16 protein-coding genes are annotated in these 16,898 nt (G+C 65.8%); 6 read left to right on the forward strand and 10 right to left on the reverse strand.

Annotated elements, in window-relative coordinates; all coding sequences use genetic code 11:
* Positions 1-73: 73 nt before the first annotated feature.
* The 10 genes from ACFWPK_RS16915 to ACFWPK_RS16960 all read right to left on the reverse strand — a co-directional run bounded on the left by ACFWPK_RS16915 (position 74) and on the right by ACFWPK_RS16960 (position 9,449).
* Positions 74-553, reverse strand: a complete 480-nt coding sequence (locus ACFWPK_RS16915) for a DUF3558 family protein (protein WP_378916558.1) — start codon at positions 551-553, stop codon at positions 74-76.
* Between the two features lie 28 nt (positions 554-581).
* Positions 582-2,945 carry a hypothetical protein gene (locus tag ACFWPK_RS16920; RefSeq protein WP_378916560.1) on the reverse strand — a complete coding sequence of 788 codons (2,364 nt, stop codon included), beginning with the start codon at positions 2,943-2,945 and terminating at the stop codon, positions 582-584.
* Between the two features lie 6 nt (positions 2,946-2,951).
* Complete coding sequence (locus ACFWPK_RS16925; protein WP_378916562.1) at positions 2,952-3,254, reverse strand: hypothetical protein; 303 nt, start codon at positions 3,252-3,254, stop codon at positions 2,952-2,954.
* Between the two features lie 123 nt (positions 3,255-3,377).
* Positions 3,378-3,992, reverse strand: coding sequence for a Uma2 family endonuclease (locus ACFWPK_RS16930; protein WP_378916564.1), 615 nt, complete (start codon positions 3,990-3,992; stop codon positions 3,378-3,380).
* 713 nt (positions 3,993-4,705) lie between these two features.
* Entirely contained in the window at positions 4,706-5,089 is a 384-nt protein-coding gene (locus ACFWPK_RS16935; RefSeq protein WP_378916567.1) for a hypothetical protein, read from the reverse strand.
* A gap of 86 nt (positions 5,090-5,175) precedes the next feature.
* Positions 5,176-6,525 (reverse strand): DUF5933 domain-containing protein, encoded by a 1,350-nt coding sequence (locus ACFWPK_RS16940; RefSeq protein WP_378916569.1) that lies wholly within the window; start codon positions 6,523-6,525, stop codon positions 5,176-5,178.
* A 50-nt stretch (positions 6,526-6,575) separates the two neighbouring features.
* The gene (locus tag ACFWPK_RS16945; protein ID WP_378916571.1) at positions 6,576-7,718 is read right to left on the reverse strand and encodes a glutamate--cysteine ligase; all 1,143 of its coding nucleotides are present in this window, start codon (positions 7,716-7,718) and stop codon (positions 6,576-6,578) included.
* 13 nt (positions 7,719-7,731) lie between these two features.
* Complete coding sequence (locus tag ACFWPK_RS16950; protein WP_378916574.1) at positions 7,732-8,427, reverse strand: superoxide dismutase family protein; 696 nt, start codon at positions 8,425-8,427, stop codon at positions 7,732-7,734.
* A gap of 89 nt (positions 8,428-8,516) precedes the next feature.
* Positions 8,517-9,071, reverse strand: coding sequence for a LytR C-terminal domain-containing protein (locus ACFWPK_RS16955; RefSeq protein WP_378916577.1), 555 nt, complete (start codon positions 9,069-9,071; stop codon positions 8,517-8,519).
* A 42-nt stretch (positions 9,072-9,113) separates the two neighbouring features.
* Positions 9,114-9,449, reverse strand: coding sequence for a DUF3263 domain-containing protein (locus ACFWPK_RS16960; protein ID WP_378916580.1), 336 nt, complete (start codon positions 9,447-9,449; stop codon positions 9,114-9,116).
* Positions 9,450-9,620: 171 nt separating this feature from the next.
* Between ACFWPK_RS16960 and ACFWPK_RS16965 the strand changes: the two genes are divergently transcribed.
* The 6 genes from ACFWPK_RS16965 to ACFWPK_RS16990 all read left to right on the forward strand — a co-directional run bounded on the left by ACFWPK_RS16965 (position 9,621) and on the right by ACFWPK_RS16990 (position 16,831).
* Positions 9,621-10,211 carry a peptide deformylase gene (locus ACFWPK_RS16965; RefSeq protein WP_378916583.1) on the forward strand — a complete coding sequence of 197 codons (591 nt, stop codon included), beginning with the start codon at positions 9,621-9,623 and terminating at the stop codon, positions 10,209-10,211.
* A complete protein-coding gene (locus tag ACFWPK_RS16970) occupies positions 10,201-11,160 on the forward strand; it encodes a GNAT family N-acetyltransferase (protein ID WP_378916586.1) in 960 nt (319 codons plus the stop codon). The genes ACFWPK_RS16965 and ACFWPK_RS16970 overlap by 11 nt, the downstream gene beginning before the upstream one ends.
* Before the next feature lie 23 nt (positions 11,161-11,183).
* Positions 11,184-11,993 carry an exodeoxyribonuclease III gene (locus ACFWPK_RS16975; protein ID WP_378916589.1) on the forward strand — a complete coding sequence of 270 codons (810 nt, stop codon included), beginning with the start codon at positions 11,184-11,186 and terminating at the stop codon, positions 11,991-11,993.
* Between the two features lie 70 nt (positions 11,994-12,063).
* Complete coding sequence (locus ACFWPK_RS16980; protein ID WP_378916592.1) at positions 12,064-13,266, forward strand: homogentisate 1,2-dioxygenase; 1,203 nt, start codon at positions 12,064-12,066, stop codon at positions 13,264-13,266.
* Entirely contained in the window at positions 13,263-14,441 is a 1,179-nt protein-coding gene (fahA, locus tag ACFWPK_RS16985) for a fumarylacetoacetase (RefSeq protein WP_378916595.1), read from the forward strand. The genes ACFWPK_RS16980 and fahA overlap by 4 nt, the downstream gene beginning before the upstream one ends.
* 134 nt (positions 14,442-14,575) lie before the next feature.
* Positions 14,576-16,831, forward strand: coding sequence for an MMPL family transporter (locus tag ACFWPK_RS16990; protein ID WP_378916598.1), 2,256 nt, complete (start codon positions 14,576-14,578; stop codon positions 16,829-16,831).
* Positions 16,832-16,898: the final 67 nt, after the last annotated feature.

The raw sequence follows: 16,898 nt of genomic DNA on the forward strand, positions 1-16,898 counted from the left end.
GCCGCGAGTCGAGGCTGCACTGTCCCGCAGATGGCAGATAGCCGACCTGTTCGGCACCGATGCTACGGCAACACTACTCGGCGGGCAGCGGTAGGTAACCGACCAGTTCGGTTGCAATGTGAGTAACAACTGGGCAGGGATCTACGTCTCCACCAAAGACTGTCGCATATACACTAAATAGGACTCTTGAGTTCTTCGTCTCAAGAAGTACGCTGCACACAAAATTCGGATCAAGACCTTCTGATCGATAACGGTAACCAGCATAAGGTCCAATTGTGACCTCGGCGAGCTCGACTGCCTTCGACCTCCCATCGGTAACGTTATACTCCACTCCATTCTTGAAATAATGTATCGACGGCGACATGTTCGCTTCATCACTTGACCAGGCACACTCCCGGCCGGGTGCTTTCGCTTGCAACTTGTGGTCGTATCCGAGTTGCTGCATCACCGACTCCGGAAAGGCTTCGCACGGATCCCAAGACGGAGCCTCACCACTTGAATCCGAGGTCGTATCACACCCCGTCAGCAGCATGGAAAGCAGCGCGAAAGTCATCAAACCTGTCACTCGAGCACGCCCGAGGCTATTCACCCTGGGCCGCCTTGTCTTGTTGTTCTCCGATGCTGATCGAGTATGACTGGCGATAGTTTTCAACGTAGCTATTCAAACCGCGACCATTCAGGAAATTCGATAATTCGGCCCCGTTGCCTCGATCAATGATCTCTTCGACTGTCGCCGGTCGGCCGTCAACCTTCAGAGATTCCGGCAGTTGTCCGGCGGCGTTGGCAGCGTTCAGGACAGCCTGATTCGCGCTCTGTTCAGCCTCTGCCCTGAGGTCCTGCGCCTCCGGTCTATCCTTGAACTCGTATTCGGGCTTTCCTATCAACTCCTGGATAAGCCCGGATGTGGTGTTTCCTGCCTCAAGGCCAGTCACGTCCTGGACGATCTGGGACCCGGGAATCTTGGCGACCCCTTCATCCACCAGCATCCCGGCCATATCGGCACCCATAAGCTTGGCTCGGCGAAGCATGCTCTGTTCCTCGGTCGCGATGACATCCTCGCCCCTCTTCTTGTCCTCACCGATGATGGCGTCCCACATCGCACTGTCGAGGCGACCGGACAGAGTTCCCGCATTGCCGCCGGCAAGGATTGAGCCCGGATTCTCCGGGTTATTCTGCATCGCTTCGGTCAGTTCGGTCAGCCGATGTTGTTCGACAGCTGTGGTTAGGCCGACGCGCCCCTCCTCTGTGTAGGAGCCGAGCTCAAGCAATCGATTCCCTTCCTCCCCGTTCCACCTGGCGACACCGTCGAGCACCTTGCTTTCGCCCCGAAGACCTTCAGCGAGGTGCGGGCTGCTCACCGACTCCAGGTTGGAACTGACTATCTGACTGACCTTGTTCGCCAGTTCTGGGTTCGAAGCGAACTCTTTACGCGTGTTGTCCCACGCCGCCTTGTCATCCGTCGATCCGAACATGTCTCCAAGGCGTGCGAGGTCGGCGCGGCCGCGATCGCCCCTCTCAGTGTCGAGCGGGAGCTGAGACTCCTCGGTGATCCGATCGAGCAGCACGTTCGGCCCACTCCCCTGTGCGGAGTCGGGCCAGTCGTAGTAGAGCAGACTCTGCACGGTTTCCCGAGCCTTGTACCCCTCGGGCATACCCTCACCCGACCAGACCTGATGACTGGAGGCCTCGTTACGCGAGCCGATGTCGAGGAACTTCGATGCGGCCTCGTCGCGACCTTCCGGATAGACATAGGGCTCGTCCTGAATCATGTCCGACGACTTCAGGAAGAGGTTGGTGCCCAACTCTTTACCTGGTTCGAAGCCGGGATTGGCCTGACCCATCAAGTCGGCCAAATTGTGGGTGTCGGCCCGCTGATTCTGCTGGGCAACAAGAGGACCGCCAGAAAGTTTGGGATCGATAGGATTGGGGTCGGTCCCCTTCGCCTCGATGAGTTGCCGCATACCCGAGGGGAGATTTTGGTAGCTGCCCGCATTCGCCAGCGTGCCGTCGGGATTACGTCCGGTGCCAACGTTCTCGTTACTCACCACCATCAGCCCGTTAGCCAGCGCGTCTCGCTGTGAGGCCGCCACAGTATTGCCGGATTCTTCGCTGATCTTCAGATGCTCACTGAGCGCGAGAACGCCATCGCCACCGGCAGTTTGGTAGAGGTTGCGGTAGTACTCCTGCACTGCCGCAGGCAGCGAATCGACCTTACCGCCCTCCGACAGGATACGAAGCTCATCCTGGGTCAGCGTTTGCGTGGGCAGCTGACTCGCGATCCGATCCAATACCGCAGGGTCGCGGGCACTTTCGGGATGGGTGTTGAGATAGTCGGTGAGCGCTTTCCCGTCCTCATTGCCGAGGTCGGCCGCATTGCTGGGTGCGTCCGTCGCAGCATCGACGCCGTCGCCGAGCAGGTCACCACGGACCCGAATCTCCTGCGAAGCAGTGCTGATCGCAACACCGACTTCGCTGACCGCACCGGTCAGCGAGTAGTACGCGGCATTGATGGCGGCCTGATGCGCGTTCACCTTGTCGATGACGGTTTGGCGATCATCGCCGGTGAGGACATCACCGCTCGTCCTCGCTGACGACACCACCCAGTTTTCGGCGACCTTCAGCGGGACTGGGCAAGACCCATCGCTTTCCGCCTCGCTCACCTTTCCGAGGAGGAGCCGTTTCTCGTTCGCGAGCCGTACGTCGGCCGCTCGCAGCGCAGTCGCGACGTCACGGACCTCCTGCGAGAGCCTGCGGCCTTGGTCGTTCTCCTCGACGATCCGGTCCGAGGCCGCATCGTGGGCGGCACCCGACCAGGTTGTGTCTTTGAAGTGGGTCAGCACCTGCGCGAGCTGGGTTTCGTAGAACTGGGTATCGGTTTCCAGTTCGGTCGCCCACTCCGACATCTTCTCGGGCTTCCAATTGGTGATGTCTGTACGAGTCGGCATCGTCGGCTACCCCCGCGCCTTGAAGTCCATCGAATCGAGCATGTTCTTGAAGTCCTGGTCGGTCGTGACATAGCTTGCCGCGGAGACCTGCACGATGCTGGACAACTTCTGCAGACGCTGGGCGACCCGAAGCCACGCACCCTCAGCGAACTCGCCGGTCTGTGCGCACACCTGCCCGAGCGAACAGCCCGGCAGCGCAGCGCCGATCTGGTTGCCCGTCGTGCGCACGTCGATCTTGTCGATCTCCTGGCTCACGGTATCGAGCGTCGTTGCCAGCTTCTTCAACTGATCGATGTCAGCCTGGAGCACGTGACTTCCCCCCGTATTCAGTGACCCACGCCGCATCCAGCGAACCGCGCGACGCATAGATGGTCGCAGGTTATCCCGCCGTCTCGCCCATTACAAACGCCATTGCCATGCGACCCTTCGGCATCAACGCCTGCGGGGCAGTCTGCTCTGCAAGTCGGTGAAAGTTACCGCGAGGTTCACCGGGCTGGTCAGGACCAAAGCGTCGGTGTGGGTATGACGGGTGACATAGCGACGACCCGACCAGTCGAGACGACACTCCTCCACCTCGGTGATCTGCTGCCAGTCCTTGTCGAAATGCACGATGAGGTACACCGGGATCCCTGCACGGGCATACAGTTCGCGCTTGATACCGATATCAGCGTCGACCGTCCCCTCCGAGGTGATCTCCGCGACCAGCAGGATCTGCGTGGCGACCGTACGAACGTCGTAGCGTCCGGCACCGCAGTCACGCAGTATGACGTCCGGGTAGCGGACCCGCAAGCGGCGGGCATCATCTGCCGACTCGCTATCGGCCAGCCGAATCGGTGTGTCGCTGTGCACCTCACGGCACGGCCCATCGGGGTCGACGGCATACTCGAGTGCGGAGGCCAGGCGGCGCACGACGAGATCATGCTCGGGCGACTGCGCCATGCACTCGATGAGAACGCCGTCGTGGATTTCACCGAATTCCTCCGGTGGACCCGCCAGGAACTCTTCGACGCTGACCAGCCGTTCTGGCCGTTTACGCGGGGCCGACATGGGTCCACCGTACTCGAATTTCGACACTCGGTTTCGAATTGAGAAACTGGCGGGGCGCGGCGGCCGGCCGGGTCGATGTCGGCTACGTCTGCCTGGTTCGATCGCGGTTCGCACAGAAGTGGGGGGTGGCCGTGCGATTCTGATCAGCGATGGGGCGGCCACCGACGGGCGGTCGGATTTTCCACCGCCACAGACTGTTTGCTGATCGGTTACCCAAGGTGTAGCGTCGCTCACAGAGATCGGCCCCCGGGAGCGCTACCAACGCTCACCGAGGGCCTGGGTACGAAACAGCACGAACTGTTCGCACCGTAGGGGAAATCCTACCTGCACCTCCTCGGAGTGCTCCAATGCCGAGGTCGTCGTCCTGACGCCAGGAGTTTCATCATCCCGTGCGCGGACCGCGAACTACTTGTTTCACTACCCAAGGCCCCGGGCCCTTCGCGGTCGTTACCGACGAGCCCGACCGGGGAGCAACCAACCCACTAAAACAGCCGTCTGCGAGTACCAGTGTCGTACGCCTCGCACGTACGCACCGTGACGGCCGGGAGTGCACACCTTCGCCACGGTCCAACCAGCCACGCGTCCATAGGACGCGCGGCCAGAAGTGTTGGCCGAGGACGCAAATCGGGGTTCGGTGCGGGGAAGCGGGCAGGGATGGTTACGACACCGGCACCCTTGGGTGCTCGAATTGGTTCAGTACAGCCCGCCGGTCATCATGACCGCAGCAGCCGGATTCCTTCCTTGCCACACCGGCCGAAGCAGTACTGACACTCCATATCGGTCGGATCATCAATCGCGACAACAGACTTCAGGTCATAGACCCGGTCCTTCACACCACGAACCTTGCCGCAGAGCGTCCGGAAGGTTCCGTCCGCCTTGACCTCACGCACATAGTGCGCTCGCGTCCCAGTTTTGGTCCGCACCCAATTACCCACCTGCACACATGGATTCGGATCAGCATCAGTGGAGGAAACGACGACGGGCCCGGACTTGGCGGCCCAGCGCTGCTCCTCTCGCTGACGCCGTTGAGCGGCACGTTTACGACGGTCGGGCGACAGCTCTACGCCCATCGGAGTACCAGTGGGATTCGTATGCACGTCTCGAAGATATCCCCAGACGTGGCCCGCCACCCAGGATTCAGGGTGCTCTGGCCGTCGTCGGTGAGACACCGCGACGGGCCGTTCTAGGCGGCGGTCGTGATTCGCTCCATGGCGGGCGCGGGGGCGGTGGCGAACCAGGTGGTGTGGAAGGCGATTGCCACCGCGGCCAGCAGCCCGATGACGATCGCGCCCGCGGCCACCGGATACTCCGCCATCGGCACCGCCAGGTACCGGTAGGACAACAGCAGCGCCGCGAACACCGCCACACCGAAGCCGACCAGCCGAATCCGGAACGCACCCCAACCGCGCTCGGGCGCGCGCAGCGCCGATTCGACGGTCAGGCACAGCACCGCGCCTGCCACCAGATCCACGCCGTAGTGGTACCCGAATCCCAGCGTCGCGGTCACCGTGGCGGCCAGCCAGAAGGCCCCGCCCCAGCGCATCCAGATCGGCGCGCGCGAGCCGTCGATATCGCGACGGGTGTGGATGAACAGCGACAGGGCCCACGCGGTGTGCATCGAGGGCATGCAGTTGCGTGGGGTGAACTCGTCGAACGCCAGCGCGGCCGGGTTCGAGTCGATCGGTGGCAGCGCGGCGGGCCAGAAATTGCCCACCTGGAAACCGTGCCCGTCGGCCCCGAACGCGAACATCGGCCCGACTACCGGGAACAGCACGTAGAACAGCGGGCCGACCAGACCGAGCACCAGGAAGGTGCGCACCAGATAGTGGCTCGGCCACTGCCCCGTGGTGACCACCTTGCGCAGTTGCCACACCGCCACCGCGATCGCGGCCACCGGCAATTCGATGTAGACCCAGTGCAGCACCGCGTACACCTCGGGCCCGAGCACATCCAGCACCCGCCCGACGACCCACGACGGGTCACCGAGCGCGTGATCGGCGAGCAGCGCGTACTCGTCGAGCACCGTGGGTCGCACCGCCGAGGTCACGTGCAGCCACACGTCACCCACCTTGGTCGCCAGCACCAGCAGCGCACCGAGGGCCACGGCCTTCAACGCGTCACCGCGCTCACGACCCCGCCAGCGCACCGCCGCGATCACCGCCAGTGCGGCCAGCACGATCGTCGGCCCGTTGCCGACCGTGAACGGCTTGCCGTCGATGAGCCGCAGCGCGACCCACACCGCATCGATCCCGATCGCGGCGGCCAGCGCGATCACCCGGCGGCGCGCGGAGATCCCGACGAGTGCGAGCACCAGCCCGGCCCACGGCACCGACATCGATTTGGGCGTGCCGACGAAGTCGCGAGCCAGGCTGGCCAGGGGTCCCTCGAAGCCGTTGACCGAGGCGAAGATCTGCAATCCGACCAGCAGCGCGAGCACTGCGGCCACCGCGACAACGGCGAGTGTGTGTGGTTCACGCAGACGAGAACCGAGGGTGGCACCCCCCGCAACGGCGCGCGGATGTTCGACAAGCATCCAGCCATCGTAAACGGAGGGTAAACGCCGACTCCCCGCGCAGCTGAACGCTACTGATCGAGCTCGCGCACCAGTGCGTCGACGACCGCGACCATGTCGCCCTGTGTCTGTGTGGCGACCCGGCGTTGCCGCTGGTAGGAGGCACCGTGGCGGGGAATCTCGGCCACCGCGGCCAGCTCGTCGACGCAGCCGAGACGCTTCGCGGTCGGCTCGAGCCGGGTGAGCAGATCCATCAGATCGTCAGTGACCAAACGCTCATTGCTGGCGTCGTCGACGATCACGATCGCGTCGAGCCCGTAGCGCGCGGCCCGCCATTTGTTCTCCTGCACATGCCATGGCGGCAGCGTCGGCAGGTCCTCGCCGTTTTCCAGGCGCCGGTCCAGATCGACGATCAGGCAGTGGATCAGCGCGGCCACCGAAGCCAGTTCGGCGCGGCTGGACAGCCCGTCGCACACGCGCACCTCGATGGTGCCCCACTTGGGCGCGGGCCTGATGTCCCAGTGCATGCCGCCGAGTTGTTCGAACACACCGGTTTTCATCTGGTCGTGCACGAAACCTTCGAATTGGCGCCAGTTCTCGAACTGGAACGGCAGCCCGGCGGTCGGCAACTGCTGGAACATCAGCGCCCGGTTGCTCGCGTAGCCGGTGTCGTCGCCGGACCACATCGGCGAGGAGGCCGACAGCGCGAGCAGGTGCGGATACGACAGCAGCAGCGAGTTCAGGATCGGAAAGACCTTGTCCCGGTGCGACACTCCCACGTGCACGTGCACGCCCCAGATCAGCATCTGGCGGCCCCACCACTGGGTGCGCTCGATCAGTTCGTCGTAATGCGGTGAGCGCGTGAGCTGTTGGGCCGACCACGCCGCGAACGGGTGGGTGCCCGCGCAGAACAGGTCGACGCCGAGCGGATCGGCCGCGCGCCGCACCGCGTTCATGGTGCCGCGCAGGTCTTCGACCGCGCCGCCGACCGTGTCGTGCACGCCGGTCACCAATTCGACGGTGTTGCGCAGCAATTCCTTGGTCACCTGCGGAGTGCCGTCGTGCGCGCGCAGGTCACCGACCGCGTCGAACACCGCCGAGGCGGTGTTGGACAGATCACGCGTCACCTTGTCGACGAGCGCGATCTCCCATTCGATGCCGATGGTCGGCCGGGGCGAACCGCGAAACGGAACCGACTCGTATGCCCCGGCCATGGGTGGTGTCTCGCTAACCGACGACGCCGCACGCCACGCGGGCGCCCGCATCGCCGGTGCTCAAGGTGGTCTCGTCCGGGCCGGTGCCACCCTCACGCGTGTAGCGCGGGGGGATGTTGCCGAAGTTGTCGGCGCCCGCGTGGATGATCAGCGCCTTGCCCTTGAGGTTGTCGAGGGTGACCGTGTCGGTCCGGGTGACCAGCTTCGCGGTACCGTCGGCGCCGACCTGCAGCGAGGTGAGGTCACCGCTGGCCGGGTGCGCGGTGGCACCGCCGACCTGCAGATGTCCACCGGCCGAGGTGAAGTCGCCCTCGCAGGTGCCGTTCTGGTGGAAGTGCAGGCCGTGGAAGCCCGGCGTCAGACCGCGCGCCTCGACGGTGACGACCAGGTGGTTGCCTTCAGCGACGATGGTCGCGGTGCCGACCTCGGCACCCGCACCGTTCTTGAGCGAGGTCTTCAGGCCGCCCGCCACGCCACCGTGATCGTCGCCGTGGCCGGGGGCCGCGGTCGCCGACGGTGCGGCGTGACCGCCACCGTGGTCGCCGCTTTCAGCCCCGGGAGCCGCCGAGCTGGTCCACACCGGCGGCGTGGTGCCCTTGACGTCACTCGACTCCTGGCTGTTGGTGCAGGCAACGAGCCCGAACGCGGCGACCGCGAGCACCGGGGTCACAATGCGCCAGGACGGGCGACGAGTTGTCGACGTGGCCATCAGGGGACTCCTTATCGGACTGGGGCTATACCGCTCAAGATGATGCCACAGCGGCGACGCGGCCTACGGCACCGCGTGCCGCGCCTGGTTCAGCGACCGGTCAGTACGACGACGACACCCGGGGTGGTGTCCCCCGACTTGGGCACGACCGTCCCGCCGACCTGCTGGGCGATCGCGGTGGCCGCGGCCTTGTCGCCCGCGCCGCCGCCGTAGTACACGGTGGTGGTGGTGAGGTTTTCGCCGCTGTAGTTGCCGGTGCTGACATTGGTCCAGCCCGCCGTGGTCAGTTCGCTCGCGGTGCGCGCGGCCAGACCCGCTACCAGGCTGTTGTTCAGCACCCGTACCGGTACCGCCTGATTCGCGGCACCCGCTGCGGGGGTCGTGGTCGTGGCGGTGGTCGTCGGCGCGACGGAGGTCGTCGTGGTCGGAGCGGCCGCGCTGGTGGTCTTCGGCGCGGGCGTAGTGGCGGGCGCCTGTGCGACCGCGCTGGAGGTGGTGGTCTCGGTCTCCGCGTCCGATGCCACGGCATCGGAGTTCGACAGCGACATCGCACCCAGACCGGCGAAGACAATGGCCAGCGCGATCAACACCATCGCCAGCGCGCGCAACGGCGGGCCGCCGGGGGTGGGGTTCGGGTTGCTCACCCGCCCAACCCTAGCCGCAACAGCGGGTGTGTGGCCGTCATGTCAGACCTGGAAACCGAGTTTGCGGGCGGCACGGGACTTCTGTCTGCTCGCCCGCAGTCTGCGCAGCCGTTTGACCAGCATCGGGTCGGCGGCCAGCGCCGCGTCGGAGTCGACGACCGCGTTGAGGACCTGGTAGTACCGGGTGGCCGACATGGAGAACAGTTCGCGGATCGCGTCTTCCTTGGCGCCCGCGTATTTCCACCATTTACGTTCGAAGTCGAGGATGTCGAGCTCGCGGCGGCTCAGACCGGTGCTCTCGTCGGCCGCCGAGTCCTGTTCGCCCACAGTGGGGCCGTCGGGCATCCCGGAGCTGTGCCGAGCTACTGCGCCGTCCATCTTGCTCCCTCGCCGTGTATCACGAGACGCTGAATACCGTCGTCATTCAACCACGGGTTCCCCGGATCATTCGACCCATGTCACGGCGTGTTGACTGAAGGCCAGTAGGGGTGGCGCGGCCCACAGGGGTCCGCCGATCATCGGCCCACCCGAGCGGCGATAATGGCGACCATGGCAATTCTCCCGATCGTGATCGTCGGTGACCCCGTTCTGCACAACCCCACCGCGAAGGTGACGGAGACCCCCGCGGAGCTGGCCGAGCTCATCGCGGATATGTACGACACTCTCGAAGAGTCCAAGGGTGTCGGCCTGGCGGCCAATCAGGTCGGCGTCGGCAAGCGGCTGTTCATCTACGACTGCCCCGACTTCGACGCCACCGGCAACCCCGTGCGCCGCAAGGGCGTGGTGGTGAACCCGGTGCTGGAGACCTCGGCGATCCCCGAGACCATGCCCGACCCCGATGACGACGAGGAAGGCTGCCTGTCGGTGCCCGGCGAGCAGTTCCCGACCGGACGCGCGGACTGGGCGAAGGTCACCGGGACCGACGAGAACGGCGAGCCCGTCGAGATCGAGGGCACCGGCTTCTTCGCGCGCATGCTGCAGCACGAGGTGGGCCACCTCGACGGTTTCCTCTATGTCGACGTGCTGGTCGGCCGCAATGCCCGCGCCGCCAAGAAGGCGATCAAGCGAAACGGCTGGGGCACACCGGGTTTGAGCTGGATTCCCGGAACCGTTCCCGATCCGTTCGGTCATGACGACTGACATTCCGCTCGGGCGGCGCGTGGTGATGCGGTACCAGCTGCCCGCGGGTTATCCCCAGCCGCTCACCGATGTGATCGGCGAACTGGTGTCGCTGACGCCGCCTTCGGTGCGTACCGCCGAGGGTGAGCTGGTCTCGGTGTCCGCTGATCGCGTCGTCGCGCTGAAAGCGCTGGGGCCGAGGCCGATTCGAACCAAGGAGATCCGGTCGCTGGAGACCGCGGCGGCCATGGCATGGCCGGGCAGCGCGCACCTGTGGATCGACGGCTGGCTGGTGCGGGCGGGCAACGGCTACACCGGGCGTGCGAATTCGGCTGTGCCGCTGGGCGAGTCGGGTGTGCCCGCGGTGTTGTCGATCGACACCATGCACAAGATCGCGGACTGGTACACGAGTCAGGGGTTGCCGCTGCTGCTGCAACTGCCCGACCGGCTCGCCCCTGTCCCGCCGACCTGGAACACCTGGAGCGAGACCGTGGTCCTCGGTCTGGACATCGCGAATTTCGTCCTGCCGCAAGGACCTTCGATGGTGCGGATCGCCGATGTGCCAGAGGACGGCTGGCTCCGGACCCACCGCTACCGCGGCGAGATCCCCCTCGACCCCGCCGTGCGCGAACCGGACCTGGCCGTGCTCACCTCGGTCCTCGACGGCACTCTCGGCTTCGCCTCACTCGGCCTGCCCGAACCCCTGTCCATCGGCCGCGGCGCGGTGACCACCGCCCCCGACGGCAGACGCTGGGTCGGCCTCACCTGCGTGGCCGTAGCGACCGCGCACCGCCGCAACGGACTCGGCGCGCTACTGTGCGCCGAACTGATCCGATGGGGTGCCGAGCAGGGCGCGAGCCACGCCTACGTCCAGGTAGAAGTGGGCAACTCCGGCGCCCTTGCCCTGTACCGCGAACTCGGCTTCATCGAACACCACGCCTACCGCTACGCCGCCCCCCAGAGCCATTAGTCCCCGAAAGGACCATCGCTGTCGTGCGTCTCGCCACCTGGAACGTCAACTCGATCCGCTCCCGCGTCGATCGGGCGATCGCCTTTCTCGACCGCCACGACATCGATGTGCTGGCGTTGCAGGAGACCAAGTGCCGTGACGATCAGTTCCCCTTCGAGCAGTTCGAGGCCGCGGGGTACGAGGTGGCGCATGTGGGGCTCAATCAGTGGAACGGTGTCGCGATCGTTTCGCGGGTCGGGCTCACCGATGTCGAGCTCGCGTTCCCCGATCAGCCAGGCTTCGACAAGGACGCGGGCGATTCCCTGATCGAATCGCCGGTGGTCGAGGCGCGCGCGCTCGGTGCGACCTGCGGCGGGGTGCGGGTGTGGAGCCTCTACGTCCCCAACGGCCGCGCGCTCGCCGACCCGCACTACACCTACAAACTGAACTGGCTCTCGACCCTGCACGCGAAGGCGGCCGGCTGGCTGGCCGAAGACCCCGAGGCGAAGGTCGCGCTGGTCGGCGACTGGAACATCGCCCCCACCGACGACGATGTCTGGGCGCCGGAGCTGTTCATCGGCAAGACCCACACCTCCGCGCCCGAGCGCGAGGCATTCCAGTCCATGCTCGATCTCGGCTTCCGCGATGTGATGCGCCCGTTCGCCCCCGGCCCCGGCGTCTACACCTACTGGGACTACACCCAGCTGCGTTTCCCCCGCAAGGAGGGCATGCGCATCGATTTCATCCTCGCCTCCCCCGCCCTCGCCGACCGGATCAAGGACGCGTCGGTGGACCGCGAGGAACGCAAGGGAAAGGGCGCAAGCGACCACGCCCCGGTCATCGCCGAATTCTGAGTGGTCGGCGCGCGTTCTCGGTACGTTGGAGGTGGAAGTTCCAGCTGCAACGTAGCGGGAGGTATCCCTTATGTCGTTTTATCGCCGTGTCGGGTCGGTGCCGCCGAAGCGCCACACCCAGCATCGGGATGAGCGCGGCAACCTCTATTACGAAGAGTTGATGGGCGAGGAGGGGTTCTCCGGGGACTCCTCGCTGCTCTATCACCGCGGCTTGCCGCCCGCGATCGTCGACGCGACCGTCTGGGAGCTGCCCGACCAGACCTTGACGCCGAATCATCCACTGCACCACCGGCATCTGCGGCTGCCGCTGCTGTTCCCCGGCGATACGGCCACCACGACCGACCCGGTGACCGGGCGCAGGTTGCTGCTGGCCAATGCCGATGTGCGGATCTCGTACGTGGTCGCCAAGGGCGCGTCACCGCTGTACCGCAATGCCATCGGCGACGAGCTGGTGTACGTGGAATCCGGTGCGGCCGTGGTCGAGAGCGTGTTCGGGATCTTGCCGGTTCGGCAGGGCGATCAGGTGCTGATGCCGCGCTCGACGACGCACCGCTGGCTGCCGATGGGCGAGGAACCGGTGCGCGCGTATGTGATCGAGGCGTCGAGCCACATCACCCCACCCAAGCGCTACCTCTCGAAATTCGGTCAGCTGCTGGAGAATTCGCCGTACTGCGAGCGGGATCTGCACGGACCACTCGAATTGCTGCTCGTCGGGGACACCGACGTGGAGGTGCTGGTGAAACATCGGGCGGGCAACGAGGTGATCGGCACCAGGATGACGTACGCGAGCCATCCGTTCGATGTCGTCGGCTGGGATGGCTGCCTGTACCCGTACACGTTCAATATCGCCGATTTCGAACCGCTGACCGGCCGCGTACATCAGCCGCCGCCGGTGCATCAGGCCTTCGAGGCCACCAATTTCGTCATCTGCAATTTCGTGCCACGCAAAGTCGACTATCACCCGCTGTCGATTCCGGTGCCGTACTACCACTCCAACGTGGATTCCGACGAGATCATGTTCTATTGCGGCGGAAACTACGAGGCGCGCAAGGGTTCCGGCATCACCCAGGGTTCGGTGTCGGTACATCCGGGTGGTTATGCGCACGGCCCGCAACCCGGTGCCTACGAACGCAGTATCGGGGCGGAGTTCTTCGACGAACTGGCGGTGATGGTGGATACGTTCCGGCCGCTGCAACTCGGCGAGGGCGCGCTGGCCTGCGAAGATCCGGCGTATGCGTGGACGTGGTCGGGTCGCGGGCCGGGGCTGCGATGAGCCTGCTGCGTGTGGAGGTCCCCGCCGATTCCCTGTTCGGCGCGGAGAACATGCCCTACGGCGTTTTCGCACCACCCGGCGGCGACTTCCGGGTCGGTGCCCGACTGGGCGATTCGGTGCTCGATCTGGCGGCGCTGCTCGATGATTCGGTGTTCGCCCGTCCCGACCTGAATGCCTTTCTCGCCCAGGGGCACAGCCGCTGGCGCGCAGTCCGCGACAGGCTGCGTGAACTCGCAGGCACCGCGCTGCCCGTCGATGCCGTGTACCCGGTGTCGTCGGTGCGGATGGCGCTGCCGGTGCGGATCGGCGATTACGTGGACTTCTACGCCAGCATCGATCACGCCACCAACCTCGGCAGGCTCTTCCGCCCGGATAGCGAACCGCTGCTACCGAATTGGCGCCACCTGCCGGTGGGCTATCACGGCCGGGCCGGCACCGTGGTCGTCTCGGATACGGCGGTCATCAGGCCGCAGGGCCAGCGGCGGACAGCCGCGGGCACACCTGATTTCGGCCCGTCGCAGCGGCTGGATATCGAGGCCGAATTGGGTTTCGTCGTCGGTACCGGGTCCACCCTCGGGGTGCCGGTCACCGTCGACGAGTTCAGCGAGCACGTCTTCGGCGTCGCCCTGGTCAACGACTGGTCGGCGCGCGATATCCAAGCCTGGGAGTACCAGCCGCTCGGCCCGTTCCTCGGCAAGTCGTTCACCACGTCGATGTCGGCCTGGATCACGCCCCTTTCCGCGCTGGCACAGGCACAGGTGCCGCTCCCGGCCCAGGACCCCGAGCCGCTGCCGTACCTGCGCGGCGCGGGCAACTACGGCCTCGACATCGACCTCACGGTCGACTGGAACGGCGAAGTCGTAGCGCACCCGCCCTATTCGCGCATGTACTGGTCTCCCGCCCAGATGCTGGCCCACCTCACCGCCAACGGCGCCTCGATCCGACCCGGTGACCTCTACGCCTCCGGCACGATTTCCGGCCCTGAGCCGTCGCAACGCGGCTCCTTCATCGAATTGTCCTGGGGTGGATCCCAATCCATCACCGTGAGCGGTGAGGAACGCACCTTCCTGGCCGACGGCGACGAGGTGACGATCACCGCCACCGCGCCGGGTACCGCGGGAAGGCGGATCGGCCTCGGGGAGGTCGGTGGCCGAATCTCCGCCCCCTATCCATAATGCGTGCGCCGAGGCGTCCACCCAGGGGCGGAGATGGTACTCGCCCTTCCTCCACCCCGAGGCGGTATCGCGCGGATTCGCGCGCGGGATACGGTGACGGTTCGAAAACGTTTCCGAACAGAGGGCACCCGACGATGTTGACGAGAATCGCCCACACCGCCGTTGCCCGGCCACGGTTGGTGGTCGCGGTCGCACTGTTGCTGATGATCTTGTGTGGCGCGATCGGCGCCACCGTGCACTCGCACATGAAATCGGGTGGATTCGTCACCGAAGATCTCGATTCGGTGCAGGCCAGCCAATACCTGAGCGACCACTTCCCCGGTAGCGAGCCCAACTACGTCCTGACGATCTCCGCCGAGGACGTAGGGAACTCCGCCGCCGCGCGCGAGGCCGCCGACCGGGCGATCTCAGTACTGCGCACCCATCCCGAGGTGCGCGGGGTGCAGTCGTATTGGACCGCGCGCCCCGATCTAAAACAGGGGATGCTGAGCAAGGACCGCAACCACGCGCTGATCCTGGCCAGTATCGAGGGCGACGACGCCGAACTGCCCGTTCGGGCGGCGAAGCTGAGCGAAGAACTGCAGGTCGAGAGCGGTCCGGTGACGATCAAGGCCGGCGGGCTCGCCGCGACCTTCGGCGACATCAACACCCAGATCAGCAAGGATCTGATCATCGCCGAGGCGATCGCGATCCCGATCACCGGTCTGCTGCTGGCACTGGTGTTCGGCAGCCTCATGGCCGCCGCGCTGCCGGTGGCGATCGGGCTGTTCGCCATCGCGGCGTCGCTGGGCATTCTGCGCGTGCTGACCGCTCTCACCGACGTGTCGATCTTCGCGCTGAACATGACCACGGCCCTCGGACTGGCGTTGGCGATCGATTACAGCCTGTTCATCGTCAGCCGGTATCGCGAAGAACTGACCGCGGGCGCTACCCCGGCAGCCGCGGTGACCCGCGCGATCCGCACCGCCGGTCGCACGGTCGTGTACTCGGCACTGGTCGTCGCGCTCTCGCTGTCGGCACTGCTGGTGTTCCCGCAGTACTTCTTCAGGTCGTTCGCCTACGCGGGCATCGCCGTGGTCGCCGCCGCGGCGGCCGCCGCGGTGATCGTGCTGCCCGCCCTGCTCATCCTGGTCGGTCATCGCATCGATGCGGGCGACCTGCGCGCACCGATGCGCCGACTGTTCCGGCTGTCTCCGAGGACGGAAAAGGCACCGCGTCAGACGTTTTGGTATGGCCTTGTCATCGCCGTGATGAAGCGGCCGATGTCGATCGCGCTGGCCACCACCGCGTTCCTGCTGCTGCTCGGCGCGCCGTTCCTCGGTGTCCAGTTCGGCTATCCCGACGACCGGGCGCTGCCCACCGATGTCGCCAGTCGCCAAGTGGGCGACATCCTGCGCACCGAATTCGACGCCGACCTCGCCTCCAGCGCGACCGTCGTGCTGCCCGAATTCCGTGGCAGCGCGGCAGAACTCGACGCCTACGCCCGCGAGCTGTCCAAGGTGCCCGACGTACCGGCCGTCCTCAGCAGTGCGGCGGTGTATCGCAACGGGATGCGGGTGGCCGCGGGCGTGCCCGAGATGACGGACCCGCAGCACGGCGCCTACCTGTCGGTCGCGACCTCACTCGACCCCTACTCCACCGCGGGCGGCGTCCAGCTCGACACTCTGCGCACCGTTGCCGCACCGTCGAAGGCCCTGATCACCGGCCCGGGAGCGCTGAACCAGGACTCGGTCACCGCGATCACCGGCAAACTGCCACTGGCAGGCGCGCTGATCGCGCTCACCACCCTGGTGCTGCTGTTCCTGTTCACCGGCAGCGTGGTGCTGCCGATCAAGGCGCTGATCCTCAACATCTTGTCGCTGGCGGCGACGTTCGGCGCGATGGTGTGGATCTTCCAGGAAGGCCACCTGTCGGAGCTGCTCGGATTCACCGCCACCGGCACCCTCAACCTGGCCATGCCCATCCTCATGTTCAGCCTGGCCTTCGGCGCGTCCATGGACTACGAGGTCTTCCTGCTGTCGCGGATTCGCGAGGAATGGCTGGCCGGGCCGAAGACCACCGAGGGCAATACCGAGGCCGTCGCGATGGGCGTGGCCCGCACCGGGCGCATTTTCACCGCCGCCGCGTTGCTGATGAGCATCGTGTTCCTCGGCGTCGCCGCCTCGGGTGTTTCGATGATGAAACTGTTCGGCCTCGGCTGCGCGCTCGCGGTGATCAGCGACGCGACGGTCATCCGCGGCCTGCTCGCACCCGCGCTCATGCGGATGATGGGTACCTGGAACTGGTGGGCGCCGAAGCCCCTCGTGGTGCTGCACAACAAGTTCGGGCTCGACGAGGCCGAGGACATCGCGCACGACACGCCGAAGCGGCTTCACTCGGCGTCGGTGTAGCGACCCGCGCGCGCGATCCGTCCGGGCTGTCCCCGGGCGGGTCGCGATTCACGGCAGGTATCGTCGG

The sequence above is a fragment of the Nocardia sp. NPDC058519 genome (assembly GCF_042719755.1).
Classification (GTDB): Bacteria; Actinomycetota; Actinomycetes; order Mycobacteriales; family Mycobacteriaceae; genus Nocardia.

Coding starts and splice junctions, on each gene's coding strand:
- ACFWPK_RS16915 (WP_378916558.1), bottom strand. CDS start 553: ATGACTTTCGCGCTGCTTTCCATGCTGCTGACGGGGTGTGATACGACC.
- ACFWPK_RS16920 (WP_378916560.1), bottom strand. CDS start 2,945: ATGCCGACTCGTACAGACATCACCAATTGGAAGCCCGAGAAGATGTCG.
- ACFWPK_RS16930 (WP_378916564.1), bottom strand. CDS start 3,992: ATGTCGGCCCCGCGTAAACGGCCAGAACGGCTGGTCAGCGTCGAAGAG.
- ACFWPK_RS16940 (WP_378916569.1), bottom strand. CDS start 6,525: ATGCTTGTCGAACATCCGCGCGCCGTTGCGGGGGGTGCCACCCTCGGT.
- ACFWPK_RS16945 (WP_378916571.1), bottom strand. CDS start 7,718: ATGGCCGGGGCATACGAGTCGGTTCCGTTTCGCGGTTCGCCCCGGCCG.
- ACFWPK_RS16950 (WP_378916574.1), bottom strand. CDS start 8,427: ATGGCCACGTCGACAACTCGTCGCCCGTCCTGGCGCATTGTGACCCCG.
- ACFWPK_RS16960 (WP_378916580.1), bottom strand. CDS start 9,449: ATGGACGGCGCAGTAGCTCGGCACAGCTCCGGGATGCCCGACGGCCCC.
- ACFWPK_RS16965 (WP_378916583.1), top strand. CDS start 9,621: ATGGCAATTCTCCCGATCGTGATCGTCGGTGACCCCGTTCTGCACAAC.
- ACFWPK_RS16970 (WP_378916586.1), top strand. CDS start 10,201: ATGACGACTGACATTCCGCTCGGGCGGCGCGTGGTGATGCGGTACCAG.
- ACFWPK_RS16980 (WP_378916592.1), top strand. CDS start 12,064: ATGTCGTTTTATCGCCGTGTCGGGTCGGTGCCGCCGAAGCGCCACACC.
- fahA (WP_378916595.1), top strand. CDS start 13,263: ATGAGCCTGCTGCGTGTGGAGGTCCCCGCCGATTCCCTGTTCGGCGCG.
- ACFWPK_RS16990 (WP_378916598.1), top strand. CDS start 14,576: ATGTTGACGAGAATCGCCCACACCGCCGTTGCCCGGCCACGGTTGGTG.